Origin of the sequence: Neptunicella plasticusilytica, assembly GCF_047922965.1 — a bacterium.
In the GTDB taxonomy this organism is placed as follows: domain Bacteria; phylum Pseudomonadota; class Gammaproteobacteria; order Enterobacterales; family Alteromonadaceae; genus Neptunicella; species Neptunicella plasticusilytica.
Genome location: NZ_CP150481.1, coordinates 3,467,948 through 3,489,896 on the forward strand (window position 1 = coordinate 3,467,948; position 21,949 = coordinate 3,489,896).

General features: G+C 46.9%; 23 protein-coding genes. 20 read left to right on the top strand and 3 right to left on the bottom strand.

Annotation, left to right across the window (positions count from 1 at the left end):
* The first annotated feature begins 27 nt into the window (after positions 1–27).
* The 8 genes from V1467_RS15600 to hxpB all read left to right on the top strand — a co-directional run bounded on the left by V1467_RS15600 (position 28) and on the right by hxpB (position 4,341).
* Positions 28–792, top strand: a complete 765-nt coding sequence (locus V1467_RS15600; RefSeq protein ID WP_416305894.1) for a sulfite exporter TauE/SafE family protein — start codon at positions 28–30, stop codon at positions 790–792.
* 17 nt (positions 793–809) lie between these two features.
* Complete coding sequence (locus tag V1467_RS15605) at positions 810–1,223, top strand: rhodanese-like domain-containing protein (RefSeq protein ID WP_416305895.1); 414 nt, start codon at positions 810–812, stop codon at positions 1,221–1,223.
* Entirely contained in the window at positions 1,224–1,634 is a 411-nt protein-coding gene (locus V1467_RS15610; RefSeq protein WP_416305896.1) for a YeeE/YedE family protein, read from the top strand.
* A gap of 2 nt (positions 1,635–1,636) precedes the next feature.
* Positions 1,637–2,041 carry a DUF6691 family protein gene (locus V1467_RS15615; RefSeq protein WP_416305897.1) on the top strand — a complete coding sequence of 135 codons (405 nt, stop codon included), beginning with the start codon at positions 1,637–1,639 and terminating at the stop codon, positions 2,039–2,041.
* Between the two features lie 13 nt (positions 2,042–2,054).
* Positions 2,055–2,360, top strand: coding sequence for an ArsR/SmtB family transcription factor (locus V1467_RS15620; RefSeq protein ID WP_416305898.1), 306 nt, complete (start codon positions 2,055–2,057; stop codon positions 2,358–2,360).
* 86 nt (positions 2,361–2,446) lie between these two features.
* Positions 2,447–2,668, top strand: a complete 222-nt coding sequence (locus tag V1467_RS15625) for a hypothetical protein (RefSeq protein WP_416305899.1) — start codon at positions 2,447–2,449, stop codon at positions 2,666–2,668.
* Between the two features lie 513 nt (positions 2,669–3,181).
* On the top strand, positions 3,182–3,679 hold the full coding sequence (locus V1467_RS15630; protein ID WP_416305900.1) for a GlcG/HbpS family heme-binding protein: 498 nt from the start codon (positions 3,182–3,184) through the stop codon (positions 3,677–3,679).
* Positions 3,676–4,341 carry a hexitol phosphatase HxpB gene (hxpB, locus tag V1467_RS15635; RefSeq protein ID WP_416305901.1) on the top strand — a complete coding sequence of 222 codons (666 nt, stop codon included), beginning with the start codon at positions 3,676–3,678 and terminating at the stop codon, positions 4,339–4,341. The genes V1467_RS15630 and hxpB overlap by 4 nt, the downstream gene beginning before the upstream one ends.
* 13 nt (positions 4,342–4,354) lie before the next feature.
* Here the strand turns inward: hxpB and V1467_RS15640 are convergent, their stop codons facing one another.
* Positions 4,355–5,479, bottom strand: coding sequence for a pyridoxal-phosphate-dependent aminotransferase family protein (locus V1467_RS15640; protein WP_416305902.1), 1,125 nt, complete (start codon positions 5,477–5,479; stop codon positions 4,355–4,357).
* Positions 5,480–5,600: 121 nt separating this feature from the next.
* Here V1467_RS15640 and V1467_RS15645 point away from each other — a divergent pair, with 121 nt between their 5' ends.
* Positions 5,601–6,752: an iron-containing alcohol dehydrogenase gene (locus V1467_RS15645; RefSeq protein ID WP_416305903.1), complete on the top strand. Its 1,152-nt coding sequence runs from the start codon at positions 5,601–5,603 to the stop codon at positions 6,750–6,752.
* A gap of 452 nt (positions 6,753–7,204) precedes the next feature.
* On the opposite strand, the gene V1467_RS15650 is transcribed toward V1467_RS15645, so the two are convergent.
* On the bottom strand, positions 7,205–7,621 hold the full coding sequence (locus V1467_RS15650; RefSeq protein ID WP_416305904.1) for an acyl-CoA thioesterase: 417 nt from the start codon (positions 7,619–7,621) through the stop codon (positions 7,205–7,207).
* A gap of 83 nt (positions 7,622–7,704) precedes the next feature.
* Between V1467_RS15650 and V1467_RS15655 the strand changes: the two genes are divergently transcribed.
* The 4 genes from V1467_RS15655 to V1467_RS15670 all read left to right on the top strand — a co-directional run bounded on the left by V1467_RS15655 (position 7,705) and on the right by V1467_RS15670 (position 14,339).
* On the top strand, positions 7,705–9,486 hold the full coding sequence (locus V1467_RS15655) for a tRNA(Met) cytidine acetyltransferase TmcA (RefSeq protein ID WP_416305905.1): 1,782 nt from the start codon (positions 7,705–7,707) through the stop codon (positions 9,484–9,486).
* On the top strand, positions 9,483–11,189 hold the full coding sequence (gene aceK / locus V1467_RS15660; RefSeq protein WP_416305906.1) for a bifunctional isocitrate dehydrogenase kinase/phosphatase: 1,707 nt from the start codon (positions 9,483–9,485) through the stop codon (positions 11,187–11,189). The genes V1467_RS15655 and aceK overlap by 4 nt, the downstream gene beginning before the upstream one ends.
* Positions 11,190–11,380: 191 nt before the next feature.
* A complete protein-coding gene (locus V1467_RS15665; RefSeq protein ID WP_416305907.1) occupies positions 11,381–13,837 on the top strand; it encodes a M1 family metallopeptidase in 2,457 nt (818 codons plus the stop codon).
* A 4-nt stretch (positions 13,838–13,841) separates the two neighbouring features.
* On the top strand, positions 13,842–14,339 hold the full coding sequence (locus V1467_RS15670; protein ID WP_416305908.1) for a DUF6702 family protein: 498 nt from the start codon (positions 13,842–13,844) through the stop codon (positions 14,337–14,339).
* A gap of 59 nt (positions 14,340–14,398) precedes the next feature.
* Here V1467_RS15670 and V1467_RS15675 read toward each other — a convergent pair whose 3' ends face one another.
* A complete protein-coding gene (locus V1467_RS15675; RefSeq protein WP_416305909.1) occupies positions 14,399–14,806 on the bottom strand; it encodes an MAPEG family protein in 408 nt (135 codons plus the stop codon).
* 54 nt (positions 14,807–14,860) lie between these two features.
* On the opposite strand from V1467_RS15675, the gene V1467_RS15680 reads away from it, so the two are divergent.
* The 7 genes from V1467_RS15680 to V1467_RS15710 all read left to right on the top strand — a co-directional run bounded on the left by V1467_RS15680 (position 14,861) and on the right by V1467_RS15710 (position 21,891).
* Positions 14,861–15,742 (top strand): 1-aminocyclopropane-1-carboxylate deaminase/D-cysteine desulfhydrase, encoded by an 882-nt coding sequence (locus V1467_RS15680; RefSeq protein WP_416305910.1) that lies wholly within the window; start codon positions 14,861–14,863, stop codon positions 15,740–15,742.
* Between the two features lie 100 nt (positions 15,743–15,842).
* Entirely contained in the window at positions 15,843–16,631 is a 789-nt protein-coding gene (locus V1467_RS15685; protein ID WP_416305911.1) for a putative hydro-lyase, read from the top strand.
* Positions 16,632–16,638: 7 nt separating this feature from the next.
* Positions 16,639–17,490, top strand: a complete 852-nt coding sequence (locus tag V1467_RS15690) for a glutamate cyclase domain-containing protein (RefSeq protein WP_416305912.1) — start codon at positions 16,639–16,641, stop codon at positions 17,488–17,490.
* 161 nt (positions 17,491–17,651) lie between these two features.
* Positions 17,652–18,998, top strand: a complete 1,347-nt coding sequence (gene lysC, locus V1467_RS15695; RefSeq protein WP_416305913.1) for a lysine-sensitive aspartokinase 3 — start codon at positions 17,652–17,654, stop codon at positions 18,996–18,998.
* A gap of 204 nt (positions 18,999–19,202) precedes the next feature.
* Positions 19,203–20,549, top strand: a complete 1,347-nt coding sequence (locus V1467_RS15700) for an alkaline phosphatase (protein ID WP_416305914.1) — start codon at positions 19,203–19,205, stop codon at positions 20,547–20,549.
* A gap of 367 nt (positions 20,550–20,916) precedes the next feature.
* The gene (locus V1467_RS15705; RefSeq protein WP_416305915.1) at positions 20,917–21,354 is read left to right on the top strand and encodes a MarR family winged helix-turn-helix transcriptional regulator; all 438 of its coding nucleotides are present in this window, start codon (positions 20,917–20,919) and stop codon (positions 21,352–21,354) included.
* A gap of 117 nt (positions 21,355–21,471) precedes the next feature.
* Complete coding sequence (locus V1467_RS15710) at positions 21,472–21,891, top strand: organic hydroperoxide resistance protein (RefSeq protein WP_416305916.1); 420 nt, start codon at positions 21,472–21,474, stop codon at positions 21,889–21,891.
* Positions 21,892–21,949: the final 58 nt, after the last annotated feature.

A 21,949-nucleotide genomic window follows, 5' to 3' on the forward strand; every position in this document is an offset into this window, starting at 1 on the left:
TATAAGATATTCTTTTATGGAATTTAGATGTTTCCTATTCTGCTAGGCGCATTATTTATTGGTTTAAGTCTGGGTATTTTTGGCTCGGGAGGCTCAATCCTGACAGTACCGGTACTGGTTTATCTGGGTGGACAGGATCCTAAAGTCGCCATCGCTGGTTCATTACTGGTGGTTGCCAGCATCAGTTTTGTCTCGACATTATTTAACTTACCCAAGCGATACATTAGCTGGAAACATGTGATATGGCTCGGGTTACCGGGCATTTTGGGTACCGTTGCCGGTTCGTCGCTGGCTGATTTGGTGAGTGGCGCTATTCAGTTATTGGTTTTCGCCGTTCTAATGTTGTTAGCGGTGGTCTTTATGTGGCGTAACAGTGCCTCACTTCAACCGGAAAACACCCAACCTAACCTGCCATTATTAATTTTGCAGGGGGCAACAATCGGGGTCGCCACCGGCTTTGTCGGTGTGGGAGGTGGCTTTTTAATTGTGCCTGCGCTGGTGTTGATCGGGCATTTGGCATTTTATCGCGCGGCCGCGACCAGCCTGGTCATTATTGTGATCAACTCAAGTATCGGTTTTATTCATTACCAGCACCTGCTCAGTCAACAGGCCCTGCACCTTAATTGGCCGGTTTTAGCCATATTGTCGGCCTGTGGTATCGCGGGCAGTTTTGTCGGTCAAAAATTAGTACCCAAGCTACCGCGCATACTATTGCAAAAAAGTTTTGCGATATTTTTGCTGGGCATGGCCAGCTTCGTTATCTACCAGACCCTGCCCACAGTCATCGCTTGAATAAGAGGTAAATTGATATGTCAGATATGCCACTCATAAATTATCAACAGTTGGTCCAGCAAGCCAAACAACAAATACAGGAAATTAATGTAGATAGCCTGTATCAGCTGCAAGATAAACAACACGCCATTATCATTGATATTCGGGAGACGGACGAGAGTAATGCTGGCGTCATTGAAGATGCCATTTGTATTCCTCGAGGCATTCTGGAAGCCAATTTGATTAATATTGCGGTTATCAAAGATCAACCTGATCCGTTATTGGCCTTGTCTGAATATGACCTGTATTTATACTGTCGTAGTGGCGCGCGATCTGCGTTGGCTGCTCAGTCTTTGCAAGCCATGGGGCTGAACAGTGTATTTTCTGTTGCCGGTGGTATTCTGGCCTGGCAGGAAAAGGGCTATCGCCTGACAACAAAAGAGGATAAATAAGTGGACAATTTTACCCCAGTTTCCGCCTTGTTCGGCGGCGCACTTATCGGCCTGTCGGCCTGGTTGTTATGGTGGCTGATTGGTCGCATAGCCGGTATTTCAGGCATTGTGTCTGGTATAAATGTGTCGTTATCCAGCGAGACCCGCTGGCGGCTACTGTTTGTTGGTGGTTTGATTCTGGGTTGTTTTTTGGCAGTGCAGTTTGGCGCGCAGCGCCCTCAGGCCCCATCAGGTTCGACAACGTTATTAATTATTGCCGGGTTACTGGTCGGTACCGGAACGGTAATTGGCAGCGGTTGTACCAGCGGACATGGTGTATGCGGGATCAGCCGTTTTTCCAAACGCTCAATCAGTGCAACATTAATCTTTATGGCGGTTGCGATGTTAACCGTCTGGTTGATGAGGGCTTAATAATGCGGGACTTATCGGCTTTGTTAGCAGGTATTTTATTTGGGCTGGGCCTGTGTGTGGCGCAAATGACCAATCCCCAAAAAGTACTGGATTTTCTGGATATTAGCGGCAACTGGGATCCCAGCCTGGCACTGGTAATGGGGGGCGCATTAGTTATTGCCGGGCTCGGCTTTAAACTTTCTAAGGCAAAACGTAAGCCTTTATTTGCCAACGGTTTTAACCCACCCAAAAAAATTAAAATTGACCGCAGCCTGATAATCGGCGCAGTGCTGTTTGGCATTGGCTGGGGGTTAATCGGGTTATGTCCTGGTCCTGCTATTGCGTCACTGGCCTATGCGTCACAAGAATTGCTCATTTTTGTTGTTGCCATGCTGGTGGGAATGTTTATCAGTAAACGATTATCCTGAGAAGAGAGATACCATGACGACACTTAGCGCAATTCCGGTTGAACAGGCCAAACAAGCCGCGCTATTTTTGCGTGGTCTGGCTAATGAACATCGGCTGCAAATTCTCTGTCAGCTGGCAGGAGGAGAAAAAAATGTCGGTGAGTTACTGGAAAACTCTACGCTCAGCCCTTCATCATTTTCCCAACATTTGGCGGTATTACGTCAACAGGATTTGATCCAGTTCCGTAAGCAGGCACAGACATTGTTTTACTCCATCAAAGATCAGGACATTTTGCTGTTTATCCAACAACTCAAAGACAAATTCTGTCCTGACTTGTAGGCATAAACACTTACTTCATTGGCAGGACTGCTATTCAACTTCTATGCTGACGGTATAACATTCCAAACCAACAATGGAGATAATCTATGCCAAACCAGTCCCCCGAAAACAATTCCAAGCCCAGTTCCATTGCCAATATGGAAGGTTTACAAACCGCTATCGTTAACGGCGAGAAGGAGCGAGTCAAACAACTATTGGCCAATCGTGTATTGGACGAACTACAACAAAGTTATTTAATCGATTTGGCTAACCTGAACAATGACGCAGAGATGGTGAAATTGTTAGAAAATACCCCACTCAAGCCCTGACATGTTATGTCATCAGGGCAGTTTTATCTGTTAATGAGTCAAAACGTGACAATATTTTTATACGTCTGCGTCGCTCACTAAACTCAATAACTAACAGTAAATCAACCAATTAAATGGGTCGTTGGGCGCATCCCGGTTTTCAAAATTTGGCAAAATAGATATAAATAACAAGCAAAATAATTAACCTCAACTCGGGATAAGAGATGTCGTTTATATTTACAAAGGGTAAATAATTCAGATAGTTATATTATTCACTCAACCATTGTTGAATAAATAGTTTACTCAATGACGACATTTTTGTGCTTAACAAGGCGGGGTTTCGTACGTCATAGCGGGCTATGACTAGAAAGCCCAACGCTGCTAGGTGCAAAAAGAGCGTTATTGAGAGGCGTGGCTTATCCCGAGCTGGGGTTAATTAGGGTTACATCTGGGAATGATAGAAGCAATTGGATGCGTAAATTGCTCATTCAAGATGTTATACACACTGTTAATCCTCAGTGGAGCTCAACAACAATGAATAAACTGAAAATTGTAACTGCATTTTTGATTGGAACACTTATCCCTATGACCAGTACCGGACAAGATCTAACTGACACTAAACTCAGCACCAAAACCGTATTAAACATCGCAGTAGTGAAAAATATAGCCACGGCTGCTGAGGCTGAAGCAATTAAAAACGGCTGGAATGTCTCTATTGCCATTGTGGATGATGCCGGACAGTTGCTGTATTTCCAGCGTATGGATGATGTTGCCAACTCAAGCGCGGATATTGCTATTGCCAAAGCCAAACATGCGGCCAATTACCGACGCGATACAAAATTCCACCAGACCTTGCTCGAAAACGGCAACAATGTAGTACTCGCTTTACCGGACAGTATGCCAATAGAAGGCGGCGTTCGACTAATGGCCGGTAACAAAGTTATTGGTGGTATTGGCGTTTCCGGCGCGCAATCGCCGGAAGATGGTCAAATTGCACAAGCTGGCGCAGATTTGTTGAAAAATAAGCAATGAAACTTAAGGCGGTAATATTTGACATGGATGGCTTACTAATTGATTCAGAGCCATTCTGGAAACAGGCTGAGTATCAGGTTTTTAGCGCCAAAGGCGTTAAAGTTACGCCGCAACTATCAGAGTTAACCGCCACAATGACCACCAGACAGGTGGCTGAATTCTGGTTTACCCGATATCCCTGGGCAGATGCATCACTCGATGATGTTGAAAATAACGTCATCGATAAAGTGATTGAATTAGTCACCGAGCAGGGACGCCCGCTAGATGGTGTAACAGAAACTATTGATATTCTGAAAGCCAATCAAATAAAAATTGGTTTAGCCACCAATTCACCGGCTAAAGTGATGCACTCTATTCTGGCCAAATTGGGCATTGGTCATAAGTTTGATGTACTCACTTCAGCAGATGAAGTCAATCAGGGCAAGCCTTCCCCCGAAATTTACCAGCTCACCTTGTCACGGCTGGGCGTAACGGCTAGCAATACGATAGCTTTTGAAGACTCGCTTGGCGGACTTGCCGCCTCAGTCGCGGCAGGTATTCGCACAATCGCCATTCCGGCGCAACAGCATTATCAGTCAGATAAGTTTGCTGCCGCAGCCGCCCAACTCCCCAGTTTATCGCACTTTCAACTGGAACTTGCCGAACAATGCCTGGCTGGCTAATTCGGTATTCCCGTTATTTTTGCGTTAACCCGTCTGCCAAAGCAGCCAAACATAAAGCAACATTTTCATTGCGGGCGGCGTAACCCATCAAGCCAACTCGCCAGGCTTTACCGGCAAAATTGCCCAGGCCAGCGCCGATTTCCAGATTGTAATGATTGAGCAAATAACTACGCACCTTGGCATCATCAATCCCTGACGGGATCCAGACAGAGTTAAGCTGCGGCAGGCGCTCTTTTTCCGGTACGATAAAATCCAGCCCCATTTCGGCAAAACCTTTAGCCAGTTGCTGATGTTGTTGTCGATGTCTGTCCCAGCTGTTTTCCAGGCCTTCGCTGTGCAAAATCACCAATGCTTCATGCAGTGCATAAAGCGAATTTACCGGGGCGGTATGATGATAACTGCGTTTACCTTCGCCCGACCAATAGCCCATCACCAATGACTGGTCGAGAAACCAGCTTTGAATCGGCGTTTTGCGATTTTTGATCGTATCCACTGCCGCCTGACTGAAACTGACCGGCGATAAGCCCGGCACACAGGACAAACATTTCTGGCTGCCGGAATAAATCGCATCAATCCCCCAATCATCAACCCGCAGCTCCACGCCACCCAACGAAGTTACCGCATCGACAATAGTCAAACAACCGTATTGCTTGGCCAGGGCACATAGGGTTTTGGCATCGGACAATGCGCCGGTGGAGGTTTCGGCATGCACAAAGGCAACAAATTTGGCATCAGGATGGGCTTTTAATGCGTCTTCCAGTTTTTCCGGGCTAACCGCCCTGCCCCAATCATCTTCCACCACGACGGCTTCGGCACCACAACGCACTACGTTTTCATGCATACGGGTACCGAATACGCCATTAATGCACACAATGACTTTGTCACCCGGCTCAAGCAGATTGACAAAACAGGCTTCCATCCCGGCCGAACCGGGCGCCGATACCGCAATGGTAAAAGTATTGTCAGTTTGAAAAGCATACTGCAACAGCTGTTTGAGCTCGTCCATCATACCGACAAACAACGGATCTAGATGTCCAATAGTGGGTCTGGCTAGCGCTGATAGCACTCGCGGGTTGATATCCGAGGGACCCGGTCCCATTAACGTACGATGAGGCGGAATAAAAGATTGGAATGACATCAATTTGCTCCTGAAAATTGGTTAAACTGAATTGATAGCGCAAGCCTAACACAAACTTTTTTTAACGCCGTTGATTGCAACCGAATATCGACTATTCATCACACGAATAACAGGATCTGTTATGCAAAATTTTATTTTTCACAATCCGACTAAAGTGGCTTTTGGTAAAGACAGTATCCAGCAGCTGGGCAGCTTATTACCCGCCAACAGCAAGATTTTATTGTTATATGGTGGCGGCAGTATTAAAAATAACGGCGTTTATCAGCAGGTTACAGATCAACTCAAGGGCCACCAATGGAGTGAATTTGCCGGGATCGAAGCTAATCCCGAATTCACGACGCTGATGAAAGCCGTCGAAATCGTTAAACAGCAAAATATTGATTATCTGCTCGCCGTGGGCGGCGGCTCGGTAGTCGATGGCAGCAAATTTATCGCCGCAGCCGCTAATTTTGAAGGCGATCCCTGGGATATTCTGGCCAAAGGAGCAACAGTGGAAAGTGCCATTCCAATAGGTTGTGTTTTAACTTTGCCCGCCACCGGCAGTGAAACCAATACGGCTTCTGTGATTAATCGCAGTGAAATGGGCAAAAAGCTGTCTTTCATGTCCGAGCAAGTGCGCCCGCAGTTTGCGGTACTCGATCCGCAAGTCACCTACTCCCTGCCCGACCGCCAGTTGGCGAATGGTGTGGTGGATGCCTTTGTGCATGTGATGGAACAGTATCTCACCTATCCGGTTAACGCCACGGTACAGGATCGCTTCGCTGAGGGATTATTACAAAACCTGATTGAATTGGGCCCAAAAGTGTTCGAGCCAGAAAATTATGAGGTGCGCGCCAATTTAATGTGGAATGCCACCCAGGCTCTCAACGGTTTAATTGGCGCAGGTGTTCCGCAGGACTGGGCCACCCACCAGATTGGCCATGAACTGACCGCCTTATACGGCCTCGATCATGCCGTTACACTAGCCATTGTGTTGCCACAACTAATGCGTCACCAACGCAGCGCCAAACGCGATAAACTCATCCAGTTTGCCCAGCGTGTCTGGCATTTAGATACCAGCGACGAGGACAAGGCGATTGATCAGGCAATTGAAAAAACCGAAGCTTTCTTCCAGCAAATGGGTATGAAAACCTATTTGCACGAACACAATGTCGATGATTCGGTTATCCGACTAGTGCCCAGAAAACTGATGGAAAACGGTGTCATGAAGCTCGGAGAACGCGGCGATATGACCCCAAAAGATGCAGAACTGATTATTAAAGCCGCGTTGTAGATAAGGCGTTCACCTAGAAAATAAAAAACATATTGGTTTCGTCAACAATTCCCTTTGGTTGCTCGCACCTCGCGCTCAGGGCTAACGGGTTTGGTTTTAGCTAGCGACTCTAACTTGTCTTGGATAGGGGCGACCTGTTCGAATGTCCAAACATGGACGTCTGGATAGGGCGCACATTTTACATGGATGTTGCATCGCGCCGGTTCGACTAAACAAGTCTCAACTAGCCAAGGATCAGCAAGTTAGTGGAGCGAAACACCTTTTTACCCCTTTTGGGTGTTTCGAAAAGGGGGGTGCGCTCCCGGGACGGGGTGTGAAAGAAGGCATGGATGTCGTTGGCGAAGCCAATAATCATCCTTCGACTGCTCGTTCCTCGCGCTCAGGGCGAACGGGGCTAGTTTGCAGGAATGATCCGCTGTAACCACGCTCAGGGTGACCGGGGAATGAGTCGCCTATTCCCCCATATTCAAGCTACGAATTTCTTCTTTGGTTTGGGTGACTAACTGTTCCATGGTTTTGCCATGAGGCATAGGTTTTTTGGTGTCCGGATCAACTCGTACAAACACAATATCATCGGCATAACAGATGGTTTTCTTGGTGGCCTTGTTGCGCACCAGGCAAGATACGGTGATAGAAGTACGTCCGACTTTTTTGGTCTCCAGTCCAAATTCAACCACATCGCCTTGTATCGCTGGCGACTCAAAACTGATTTCGCCAATATGCTTGGTGACCAGAAAGTTGGTTTCCAGTTGGCAAATGGCGTAAATAGCCGCTTCTTCATCTATCCATTCCAGTGCCCGGCCACCGAACAGTGCGTTGGCATAATTGAGATCATTGGGCATGACTAGTCGACGGGATAAAAAGCGCATTCGTATTCCTTATCAAGTTTCAATACAATTAGGGGGTAGGACGTGCATATAATTATAAACATAAACTATCCCTCAGAGAATGAATGCTTCAATCTAAGATAGATCAGTGGCTGGACGAGCGCATTAACGCACCTTGCCAACGACAGTTAGTGGTTATCCATGCTGAACAGGATTGGGCGCGTCAGCAAGCACTGGCTATTCTGGACAAGCTCAATCTAACCCGCTCATTATGGTGCGGTAACAGCGCCGATAATCAGCCTTACATTCAGGCCAAACAATACCATCAACACCTGGGGCGTGAATATCAGGCACTGGTGTATAACGCCTATGACGGATTGCGTGCCAACGCACTGGCGGCACTCAGCGGTGTAGTGGCGCAACAGGGATTGATGATCATTATCTGTCCGCCGCTGGGGAAATGGGCAGATTTTAATGATCCGCAAAAACCGGAGCGAATTTCTTTTGGCTATACCACAGAAGCCCGTCATAGCCTGTTTGTTAAATGGTTAAAACAGCATATTGAACAGGATAACGATGTGGTACTGATCAGTCAGGAGCATTTTCGTGGTCATAATGTGCCATTACATAAACAGTTACAGCAAGTCACATCCCCCTACAAAACCCTGGATCAACAACACGCAGTGGAAGCCATTTTAACCCTGGTTGATCAGTCAAATCCGGCACCGCTAGTCATCACCGCCGATCGCGGCAGAGGTAAATCATCGGCATTGGGTATTGCCGCGGCGCAACTGCTCAATAACGGCCATCAGCGCATATTGGTCACGGCGCCTATTTTTGCCTCTGTCAGCCAACTATTCCAGCATGCCGAAGAAGGTTTGCCGGGTTCGGAGCAGCAACGGCAAGCATTAATATTAGGCCATCAACGTATTGAATTTCAGCCGGTAGATCGCATTCTGGCCGAGCAACCGCAAGCTGATATTTTAATGATTGATGAAGCGGCTTCCATTCCGGCACCGCTGCTACAAGCATTAACCCGTCATTACTCCAAAATAGTTTTTTCTACCACTATTCATGGTTATGAAGGCAGTGGCCGAGGTTTTGAAATCCGCTTCAAGGGGTATTTGCAGCATCATTTTCCCGCTTATCAAAGGCTACACCTACAGCAGCCTATTCGCTGGCAAACTGGTGATCCGCTGGAAAAATTCTGGTTTGATACCTTGCTGCTAAAGTCTGTCGATAGCCAGACAAGTTATCAAGCCGGACAGGATTTACAGGTCGAGTTGATCGATCAACCCAGTTTGGCCAGCAATCCCAAACTGCTGACGCAGATTTTTTGCCTGTTGATCAATGCCCATTACCAGACCACACCGGACGACCTGGTGCGTATGCTCGACGCGCCGGACCAGCAGGTATTTGTGCTACGCCAGCAAAATCATCTGTTGGGGGCCGCATTAGCCAATCTGGAAGGTACCGAAATATTACGCCCATTAGCGGTGGCGATTAGCGAAGGAAAACGTCGAGTTAAAGGTCATTTACTGCCACAGAATCTGGCGATGAATTTCGGCCGTCATGATTTGGTGTGCTACCAGTATTTGCGCATCATCCGTATTGCCATAGCGCCCGAGTTTCAGTTTCAGGGGTTGGGGCAATACTTCATTCGCCAACTCACCCAACATGCCCGAAAAAAGCGCTATGACTTTATTGGCAGCTCATTTGGTGCCAGCCCACAACTGTTGGCATTCTGGTCCAAGGCCGGATTTCATCTGGTGCGTCAGGGCCAAAAGAAAGATGCCTCAAGTGGCGAATTCAGCGCTTTTATGCTGGCCGGCCTGCATCAGGGGGCCGTCAAACTCAGACAGGCCTTAACCGACATCTATCAGCAGCAACAAGGCGAGCAGCCATGACAACCGGTCAGGTTTCGCCAGTAGCTTACGGTATTCTCAAGGGATTCGAGCGACATTTTCGTCACTACAGTCGCATTACCGGCGAAGCCCAGCATTTTTTTGAACAAGGCCAATGGCAGCAATCCCGCGATGCCGTCAGGCAACGGATCAGCATTTATGAAGCTGATCTGGCCGATGTAATTGGCAAGATTTATCAACAAATGCAGCCCCTGCAACAACCTGAATCTTTCTGGGTGGCGCTGAAACAGCATTTCCTGAAACTGTTAAACAATCATCCGCAAACCGAACTGGCCGAAACCTTCTACAACTCGATAATCGGGCGGATTTTTACCCATCAAAAAATTGATGACAATATTATGTTCGTGTTACCCAGCCGCTGCTATCTGGCCGGCCAGGTACGGGGTAAAGTAGTGCGTGTGTTTGACGGCAACCAAACTATTGGCCAAGCCATGGCAGCTATCTTCGACAGCTATCATCTAAATATCCAACTGGCCAACAAGCCCCGCGATATCGGCAATATTGATCACTACTTGCGCAGTCGCTATTCCAGTCAGGAATTGCAACAAATGCAATCTATCGAGATGCTGATCCCGATCTTCTACCGCAATCAAAATGCCTATCTTGTAGGCCGGATCTGCACCGGCAATGACAGCATCCCCTTTGTCATCGCCTTGATGCTGAATGAGCATCATCAACTATACGTCGATGCCCTACTGACCGAGCGAGAAGATCTGAGTGTACTGTTTGGCTTTGCCCGCTCCTATTTTCTGGTCGACAGTCAGTATCCGGCCGAAGTAGTGGCATTTTTGCAGCAACTGCTGCCGAACAAAAAGCATTTTGAACTCTATATTGCGTTAGGCTTTTACAAACACGGTAAAACTGTTTTTTATCGCAATTTTATCCAGCACCTTGAACACAGTGAGGACCAGCTTGAAGTTGCCCCCGGTATCGCCGGCCTGGTCATGGCGGTGTTCCATCTGCCATCCTATGGTGTGGTATTCAAGGTGATTAAAGATGAGTTTGCCGAGAGCAAAAAAATCAGCCGTGAACATGTAAAACACTGCTATCGCATGGTGAAAATGCATGACCGGGTGGGCCGAATGGCCGATACCCATGAGTTTGCCAACTTCCGCCTGCCCCGAGTGCGACTCTCGTCATCATTGCTGAGCCACTTGCAGGATGTAGCGGCCAGCAGCATTGAGCTGACCGAGGATGAAGTGATTATCAAACATCTGTATATCGAGCGCAAAATGACGCCGCTAAATATCTATCTGCAACAGGAAACGGACTTGGCTAAAGCCGAAGCGGTGATCAAGGATTTAGGGCGTTGCATTAAGGAAATTGCCGCAGCCAATATTTTTCCGGGCGATATGCTGCACAAGAATTTTGGCGTAACCCGCCATGGCCGGGTGATTTTTTATGATTATGACGAAATTTGTACTATGTCCGAGCGCAACTTCCGCTATCTGCCCCAATCCGACGATCCATACGTACTGGACTCTCTATCTGTCGCTCCTGATGATGTTTTTCCCGAACAATTCGAACATTTCATCGTGGGCAAGAAACCCTTTAAAGCCATGCTTAAACAACACCATCCGGAATTAATGGATCCGGCCTATTGGCGAACATTGCAGCAACAAATCCGGCAAAACCGGATTCACAATGTGCTGCCCTATCCTGCAGAACGACGGTTTATCGTATAAAATAGTTAACTCATCGTAAGTGGACACTTTTCACCACAGTTAACCTCATTTAGCTACCTGTTCGCTCTTTATCCGCCCGAAGTATTTAGGTATTCTGCGTCGCTTGTGTTCCACATTCCGCACTCTGTCACCAGGTTAATCGGATCAATAAAAATATCCCTCATGCAGGGGGAAATGTTGTAGGAGTATTTATGTACAAACCGCTCGTCTTTTGGGCTGCCGTACTGATTTCATCAGTGACCCAGGCATCCACTATTCAACAAACCAAGGGGCATTTTGAAGACAAGTTCCGTCAATTAGACGAAGCCTTGCCAACGCCCAACGTATACCGCAATGCCGCAGGTGAACCGGGCCATCAGTATTGGCAACAAAAGGTTGATTACAAAATCAAGGCCAAACTGGACGAAAACAAACGTCGCATCGAAGCATCAGAGCAAATTAAATACACCAATAATTCACCTGATACGCTGAAGTATTTGTGGCTACAACTGGATCAGAATAAATTCAAACCTGACTCCATGGCGGAACTGTCTACCGCCTTTGCCGATCCGGCCCGTCGCGGCCCGGCAACCAGTGCTGGCGATGGTGATACCCCCGCCAAATTAAGCCTGGCCGAGTTACGTCGTCAGCAATTTATGGCCGATCATCAACTGGGTTACGACATCCTGAACCTCAAGGATGCAGAAGGTAACAAACTGCACCATGTGATTGTCGGCACCAATATGCGGGTCGATCTGAACAAGCCGTTAAAGCCGGGTAACAGCGTTGATTTCTCGATGAGTTTTGCCTTTAACATTGTTGAAGAAGATGCCGTATCTGCCCGTTCAGGTTACGAACACTTCCCGGACGATGCTCGCGAAGGCGGTAACGATATTTTCCTGTTAGCCCAGTGGTTCCCGCGTTTACACGCTTATACCGACTATGAAGCCTGGACCAACAAAGAATTTTTAGGCCGTGGGGAATTTACCCTGGAATTTGGTGATTACCAGGTGGATATCACCGTACCAGCCGATCACATTGTTGCCGCAACCGGTGAATTGCAAAATGCCAAAGAAGTATTAACCAGCGAGCAGCAAAAGCGCCTCGAACAAGCCAAGGACACTAAACGCCCGGTGTTTATTGTCACCGCAGAAGAAGCGCTGGAAAACGAGAAAGCCGCGACCAGCAAACAAAAAACCTGGCGTTTTAAAGCAGATAATGTGCGCGATTTTGCCTGGGGTTCTTCACGTAAATTTATGTGGGATGCCAAAGGTTATCATCAAGGTGGCAAGGTCAATCCTTTTGTGATGGCCATGTCTTTCTATCCCAAAGAAGGCGGCGATCTGTGGAAGAAATATTCTACCGAAGCCATAGTACATACACTGGAAGTTTACTCACGTTTCTCGTTTGATTATCCCTATCCCACATCCCAGTCAGTTAACGGCCCGGTTGGCGGCATGGAATATCCGATGATTACCTTCAACGGTCCGCGTACCGAATTGCAGGATGATGGCAGCCGTACTTACTCCCAGTCAGAGAAACGTTTCCTGATTGGCGTGGTGATCCACGAGATTGGTCATACCTACTTCCCGATGATTGTAAACTCAGACGAGCGTCAGTGGACCTGGATGGACGAAGGTCTAAACAGCTTCCTCGACGGTGTTGCCGGACGTGAATGGGATCCGCAAATTCCCTGGGGTGTAGAGCCGCGTGATGTAGTGGATTATATGAAATCCAGCAATCAGGTTCCGGTCATGACCCAATCAGATAGCGTATTACGTTTAGGTCCGAATGCTTATACCAAGCCAGCAGTAGCGCTGAATATTCTGCGTGAAACCATTTTAGGCCGCGAATTATTCGATTTTGCTTTTAAAGAATACGCCAATCGCTGGATGTTCAAACGTCCGACACCATCAGATTTCTTCCGCACTATGGAAGAAGCCAGTGGCGTGGATCTGGACTGGTTCTTCCGCGGCTGGTTCTACACCACCGATCATGTGGATATCTCTATCGATCATATTTATTCCATGCGCATGGATACTAAAGATCCGGATATCGACTTTGATCGCGAACGTCAGTTTGAAGCCGACAAACCGCTTTCTTTGACTGATGAACGCAATAAAGCTGCCGGTATGAAACTGTGGGTAGAAAAGAACCCGGATGTAACAGATTTTTATGATAAAAATGACCGTTTCACCGTCACCAATAAAGAGCGCAATACTTACCAGAAATTCCTGAAAGGTCTGGAAGACTGGGAACGCGTAGCCTTTGAACGTGCCATTAAAGAAGACAAGAACTTCTACGTACTGGAGTTTTCCAACAAAGGCGGGCTGGTGATGCCGATTATCCTGAAGCTGGATTTCGCTGACGGCAGCACTGAGAATATGCGTATCCCGGCTGAAATCTGGCGTCGCAATTCAGATTCGGTTAAAAAGCTGATCGTCACCGACAAAGATAAGGTGTTGACTCAGGTCGAGATCGATCCGCGCTGGGAAACCGCCGATGTGGATATTGAAAACAACTATTACCCGCGCCGTATCATTCCTTCTCGTGTAGAAGCCTACAAGAAGAAGAAAAGCACCAGCAAAGTCTCTCGTGACATCATGCAGGACATCAAAACCGAGCTAAAATCCGATGATGATGACAAGAAAGACGAAGACAAGGACTAACTGAATGCGCCGCTTGCTACTCGGCTCGCTGTTGCTGTGTTTGTCCGTGCTGATGCCCGCTTTTGGGCATCAGCAAAAAGCGGCAATCACCACAGTACTGTTTAATGCCCGCACCAGTCATATTGAGGTGATGCACAAGTTCTTTTTGCATGATGCCGAACATGCGGTGCGCAGTATTTTTGGTCAGCAAGCAGATATTCTGCGCTCCAAGGACACCCAGAAAACCTTTAGTGACTACGTGGCCCGGCGCTTCGAGTTGCTCAAGGAGGGTAAACCGCTGCCATTGAGCAAGGTCGGTTTTGAAGTAGAAGGTAAATTTTTCTGGGTCTATCAGGAAACCGATATTCCGGTCGAGCTACACAATCTGTCGGTGCGCCATAACGCATTACGCGAATTATGGCCCAGCCAAATCAATACAGTAAATATCGAAGGCAAGAGCGACAAAGTGGAAACATTGACCTTTAGCGGAGCTACCGAACTGCTTAGTGTAGAATTCAACTAGAACTTATTTGCTTTATAAACAACAAAGCCAGCCTAGCTGGCTTTTTTATTGATTGCGTTTTATTCCAGTGTCATACCCGCAACCTTGAAAGCTTCCCACAAAATTAATAATGAGCAGGTATAACTGATCGCCCAGAACAGTGAACGGATTTTATCCAGATTAATTAAATAGCAAATATGGTAAGCCACACGCGCAGCTACCCAGGCAAAGGCGTAATTTAACGCAGTATGGGTAACTCCAGCCATCCCCACCAAAGCCACGACTCCAGGTGCGAACATAATCAGTGCTTCAAAGGAGTTTTCGTGACTGGCTTTGGCCCGAGCACCAAATCCGGTCAACCGCGCCTGCTGGCCTCGGGGGTTTTGATTGTCATAACCTCCGTCTTTGCCCTGAGCAATAGCTAATGGCAGTTTGGTCAGGACAGGCAGTAAAACAGCAATAAATAAACAGATCAGTATAGTTTGCATAGTGTTTCCTAAAGGTTAGTCTGTATCCATGAATCAAGTCGAAATACCTTGTCCATGTTAGAACAAATATTGCAGATAAAAACCCCCTCACCAGAACAATCTTTACAGTTCGATTGGCCAAACCCCAACCAGTGCGAAGTGTGGGTTAAACGCGACGATTTATTGCATCCGGTTATCTCGGGCAATAAGTGGCGCAAACTGAAATATGCGCTACAAGCTATTTATGCTGGACAAAGTAGCCAGATCATCAGCTTTGGCGGCGGCTATTCTAATCATCTGCATGCACTGGGGTACTGCTGTAACCAGCTTGATATCGCCTTTACTGCAATTGTACGCGGCGATTATTCCGCCAATATGACTCCGACGCTAACGGCGTTGTCTGATTGGGGAGCGAAGATTAAATTTGTAGACAAGCAAACCTATCAACGTCGTTCGGATCATGACTATTTGCTTGAGCTCCAGCAGCAATATCCCGAAGCGGTCGTTATCCCCGAAGGGGGTTCACAGCGACCAGCATTGTCAGGTGTGGCCGATATGGTTAACGAGCTGCAACATCATTACGATTATATTCTGTTACCGGTAGCCAGCGGCGGCACGCTGGCGGGACTCATCCATAGCCAAATAAATACCAAACTGATTGGCATTGCAGTATTAAAAGGCCAGGGTTATCTGGAACAGCTTGTGAAAGATCTGCTGTCCGAGCACTCACCTACACAATGGCAAATTGCCCACCACTTTCATCATGGCGGTTATGCCAAACAACCGGATGAACTGGTACATTTTTGCCAACAATCTCAAAATGATTTGAATATCCCCTTGGAGCCTGTTTACAGCGGCAAACTGTTTTATGCCGCGCGCGAGTTGCTGGCCGAGCAATATTTTCCTCAAGGCAGCAGAATACTGCTGCTGCATACCGGTGGTTTGCAGGCCGGGTAATCAGGGCTATTGATCGTTGCTGGGTGTTTTGGCATTTGTCACAGCCAAGGCCACCGTTGTATTATCAAAATTCGATAAATTCAGGTTGGATCTTTAAACAGTGCAGCAGTTAACTCCTAAACAAATTCGCCAACAAATTCGTCAACAGCAGATCACCGGCAATACGTCGGGGCTGGCTAAAGGCTTTGTGCAATGTAACATGGTAATTCTGCCTGCCGACTGGGCGGTCGACTTTCAGCAGTTCTGTGAACGCAACCCCCGTCCATGTCCTATTATTGCGATGTCGGAAAAACCGGGAGATATCCATCTGGACAAAGTGGGCGAAGATGTTGATATTCGCCACGATCTACCTCAATACCGGATATTTGAACAAGGTAAATTGATCGGTGAAGTGGCCGACGTGGCAGACTACTGGCGCGATGATCTGGTGACCTTCTTTCTCGGCTGTTCCTTTTCCTTTGAAGAAGCGCTAATTGATGACGGCATTGAAATCAGAAATATCAGCGAGCATAAAAACGTGCCCATGTATCGCACCAATATAGCCTGTGAACCGGCTGGACGGTTCAGCGGCGATATGGTGGTCAGCATGCGCCCGATGGTGCCGGCTGACGCGATTCGGGCAGTGCAAATTTGCAGCCTTTTTCCTTCAGTCCATGGTGCACCGATTCATTTTGGTAATCCGAACATGATTGGCATCAGGGATATTAATCAACCGGACTTTGGTGACGCTGTCAGCATAAAAGAAAACGAAGTACCGGTTTTCTGGGCCTGTGGTGTTACGCCCCAAGTCGCACTGGAACAGGCCAAACCACCCTTTTGCATTACTCATAGTCCGGGTTGTATGCTGGTCACCGACATTACTAATCGCAGTCTTTCCACTGGTGGATAATTCGTTAATGAAAAATACCTTAAGCCAGTCTGATCAGCGTTTAAGTCAGCAGGTAGAAAATTTGCTGGTCGAAAGAAACTTGCGCGGGATGCAAACCATCCAGCCTTTGCTGCAGTCCGGATATTGCGCCAGAGCGGCGCAGCTGCTGCTCAATCTCGATGGTAAAGTGCTGATCGGTACCGGTTTCCCGGTTAATAGTACCTTTGAAACCGATGGACCAGTGGGCGCTATTGCCCTGTATCAGGCACTGGAACACTTAAACGCCGAACCGATTCTGGTGTGCGGAAATCCGTTATTTACTGCCGTTAAAGACCACTATAACGCCGTACAACTGACAGTGGGCGATCTGGACAACGCCAAACAGGAAAGCCTCAAGATATTAGCACAATTGCAACCTCAGGCGGTGATATCCATTGAACGCGCTGGCATGACCGCCAACGGGCGATTCTTTAATATGCGCGGTGAAGATATCAGCGATCGTTGCGCCTGTTTTGACTATTTTATGTCGCAGAGCCAGTGTCCCAGTATTGGCATCGGTGATGGCGGCAACGAAATCGGCATGGGTAATATTCATCAACGCCTCAGTCATTTGAATATCGTCCCCAGTATCACCACCTGCACCGAATTGGTGATTGCCGATGTATCCAATTGGGCGGCTTACGGTATTATTCTATTTTTGCAACGCTGGACAGGCAAACCATTGCTGGAGCAAATAAATCCCAAAGAGATTATCCGTTTTCTGAGTAATAAAGGCAGCGTGGATGGCGTCACTCGTGAAAACACCATGACCGAAGACGGCCTTTGCTATAGTGAAGGAGAGGCTCTACTGTCAGAGCTTATCCTGATGGCCAATAGATAAAAAACGGATTGATGTGGCTATGCATAAAGATCATATGTAATGAATAAAAAATCGATAATATCGAATTTAAATTCATGTATTCCTGAATTGAAAACTGCTAACTTAGCGGGCTTTATTGGGCCACGGTCAATCCCCCTAAATCACAGGATTAGAATAATTTAATGAACATGCTAAATATTGCTAAATTTGGCGGCACCAGTGTGGCAAATTTCGCCGCTATGCAAAACTGTGCCCGCATCGTCATGGCTAATGATGCTACCCGTGTGGTGGTGGTCAGTGCATCTGCTGGCGTCACCAATTATCTGGTCGAGCTGGCTAATGATGACTTAACTGAATCCCAAATTGACATGCTGGTTAAACAGATTGAAAAAATCGAACTGGCTATTCTGGAGCAACTTTCCGATCCGGCCGAAACTCGCATCGAACTGCAATGTTTGCTAAGTGAATTATCTGAACTGGCGCACAATAAAGTCGATCTGCTCAGCGCCGAGGGTAAAGACGGCCTGCTGTCCATGGGCGAGCGTATGTCGTCGTTATTATTTACTGCAGTGCTTAAACAATTAGGTAGCCCGGCAGTTAATTTTGACGCACGACGAGTGATTAAAACCGATAGCCAGTTTGGTCAGGGCACCCCGGACATCAGCGCGATTGAGCAACAGGCACAATTGTTGATGACACCGGCGCTGGCCGAACAGGTACTTGTCACCCAAGGCTTTATTGGCTCCGATGCCAACAATAAAACCACCACTTTAGGCCGCGGTGGTTCGGATTATACCGCCGCACTGCTGGCCGAAGCCCTAGACGCGCAAACCTGTGAAATCTGGACCGATGTGATCGGCGTTTACACCACCGATCCGCGCATTACCGATAAAGCCAGACCCTTGCCGGAACTGAGTTTTGATGAAGCAGCGGAAATGGCGACTTTTGGTGCCAAAGTCCTGCACCCGGCTACAATGGTGCCGGCATTGCGTAAAAATATTCGTGTATTTGTCGGCTCCAGCCGAGAGCCGGAAAAAGGCGGTACCTGGATTGCCAAAGATTGCGGTGATGAACCCTACTACCGGGCAGTAACACGGCGTAAAGATCAGGTGATGGTCACGGTTAAAACTCCCAGCATGCTATATGCACCAGGCTTTTTATCTCAGGTTTTTGGCATTATCGCCAAACACAATATCAGTGTGGATCTGGTCACCACATCAGAGATATCGGTGTCGCTGACTATCGATAATCCGCCCAATTCGGTGCGTAATAAAATTAACCAGAAAACCATAGAGGACTTACGCCAGATTTGTGAAGTGACCGTAGAAGAAGGTTACGATCTGGTCACTGTGGTGGGGAATAATATGCATAGCCAGGCAGGCGTATCCAGCCGGATCTTTAATGCGTTACAAAACCACAACCTGCGCATGATTTGTTATGGTGCTAATCCCCACAATATGTCGTTTCTGGTTAACGAGAATAACAGTAGTCAGGTGGTGACCGACTTACATCAGGAGTTATTTGAGTAATTGAAAACTGTCTTCCCCGGTAAAGGCCGGGGAATAGCTTATGATATATCGCGAGACTTTTGATCCATTTGTCTTATCAGACAGCAATTGAACGCAAAATCATAAAAGCGTCATATCCATCAATTACTTTTTCCAGTTGGCAGTTTACAATGTCCGGACTACAACGGACTTATCTATATTGACTTACTAAGGTTAAGCAAGCTTATGAATAAACTTTCAATCGGCCTATTAATTTTCTCCGGTCTGCTAAATACAGCCTGCGTCGCGACACCTTCATCAACTGAACACAACGTGACCGCTCAAACCCGCAAAACGCCTAAAAATATTATTTTCCTGATCGGTGACGGCATGGGCTTAGAACATACCACTGCCTATCGTTATTACAGCGATGATCCTGCCACCAAAGCAATGGAAACCACTATTTTTGATGAATTACTGGTCGGGATGGCATCAACTTATCCTGACGATGATACTGTTGTCACCGATTCCGCCGCTTCTGCCACCGCGTTGAGCAGTGGAGTAAAGTCATACAATGGTGCTATTGGTGTTGATACCCATAAAGAGCCGCTGGAAACCGTACTGGAGAAAGCTAAAAAACTGGGCAAACAAACCGCTATCGTGGTGACTTCGCAAATCAACCACGCCACGCCAGCCAGTTTTATCGCCCACAATGAAAGCAGACAGAATTATGATCAAATTGCCGATAATTATTTAAGCAATTTGATTGATGGTAAACCCATTGTTGATTTGATGTTCGGTGGCGGGACCCAATACTACATTCGTGATGATCGTAATCTGGTCAACGAATTCAAGGATTACGGCTATCAATATACTAATAGCCTGCAACAACTGGATAAAATCACGGCTCTGCCAGCATTAGGTTTATTTGCTCCGGTGGGCCTACCTTTTGCTATTGATAGCGGCGACCAGCCGCGTCGTTTGACGCCGATGGCTAAAAAAGCCTTGTCACTGTTATCCCTGAAGAATGATAAAGGTTTCTTTATGATGATCGAGGGTAGCCAAATTGACTGGTGTGCGCACGCCAATGATGTGGCTTGTGCGATGGGAGAACTGGATGATTTCGCCAGCACCATTGAAGCTGTCAAAGCCTTCGCTGAAAAAGACGGAGAGACACTGATTGTAGTGACTGCTGATCATAGTACCGGTGGATTAAGTATCGGCGGTTATGATAAATATATCTGGAAAATCGACCTGATAAAGCAGATCCACGGTTCAGTGGAAACCATCAGCAAAACCATGGCGGATTCCAAAGATGTTGTAGGCACCTGGAATAAATATATCGACTTTCCACTCACCGATGAAGAAAGCAAACTGCTAGTCACTGCCAGTCAACAAAAGTACAGCGTGCTAAAACAGACATTGCTGGATGTGATTAACCATCGCACCCTGACAGGCTGGACATCTCATGGCCATACTGCTGGTGATGTTCAAATTTTTGCTTATGGTGTCGGTGCCGACAAATTTGCCGGACATCTGGACAACATTGATATAGCCAAAAATATCTTTTCGTTTCTTAATACAAAAAATTAACCAGGTTAACCTGAGTTCGGATTAAGTTGAAAAATAAGGACTTCCAAGAGAAGTCCTTAGCGCCTGTTGATCTTTGGTGTATGTTTTTGCAGCAGTTTGTAGCGTATTTATACAAGGCAGAGCGAGTGTGGTGCAGTTATGCTGCATGAATGAGCGATAACGCTGTAGAAATGCGCTACAAACACTGCCCCCACGGTTTTAAAGAAAGAGGGTCAACCCAACACCTAAGGCGTTGGTTTGAACAAAATCCATACACCAAAGATCAACAGGCTCTAGTTTACAACCCAGAAAAACTGAAACATCACAACTTTCCTGCGCCGCTCTGGCATACTATCTATATCCTTTTTTGATTAAACCGTTGTAACAGATGAAATATTCAGAATCAGAATCACTTAAATTACATAATCAGTTGTGTTTTACACTCTATTCGACCTCATTAGCGATGAGTAGATTGTATAAACCGTTACTGAGCAAACTGCATCTGACTTACCCGCAATACTTGATCATGCTCATTCTCTGGGAAAGAGACGGTATTACCGTGACCGACATCAGCAAGTTACTGCATCAGGAGAAAGGTGCTCTTAGCCCAGTTATAAAACGACTGGAAAAACAACAACTCATCGTTAGGCAACGTAATAAACAAGATGACAGACTAGTTAACATATCGCTGACCAAAGCAGGTCAGCAGTTAAAAGAACAAGCTGCCAGTATTCCGCAACAAATTTTATGCTCAACAGGGTTAGAAATAAACGACGTGTTGACCTTAAAAGCCAAACTCGAACAAGTTAGAAATAGTCTCGATTAATCGTCTTATAAAATAGAATGAGTTATTCTAAAAATAAGTTATCGCGATAACAATTATTGCGATAACATAATGTTGTAGTCGATAACCTATACTTTCAATTTAATCGAGGATCCAATCATGCAAGTACTCTATAAAGCAGTAGCAACATCAACAGGCGGACGTGACGGTCACGCGGTTTCAAGTGATAAAGTGCTGGATGTTAAACTGGCCACACCAAAAGAATTAGGCGGTGGTGGCGGTAATGCAACCAACCCTGAACAATTATTTGCGGCAGGCTATTCTGCCTGTTTTATTGGCGCACTTAAATTTGTCGGCGGTGAACAAAAAGTCAGCATCCCTCAGGACACCAGTATTAAAGCCGAAGTCGGCATTGGCAAAATTGAGGGTGGCTTTGGACTGGATATCGATTTGCATATCAACTTGCCGGGACTGGAGCAAAACGTGGCTGAAGATTTAGCCGCAAAAGCCCATCAGGTATGCCCTTACTCAAACGCCACACGAGGCAATATTGACGTAAGGCTACATGTAAGCGTTTAGTATCTGTTGATCTGTGACAACCGCAGCTAAAGCCTTCACTTTGAGGGCTTTAGCTTAA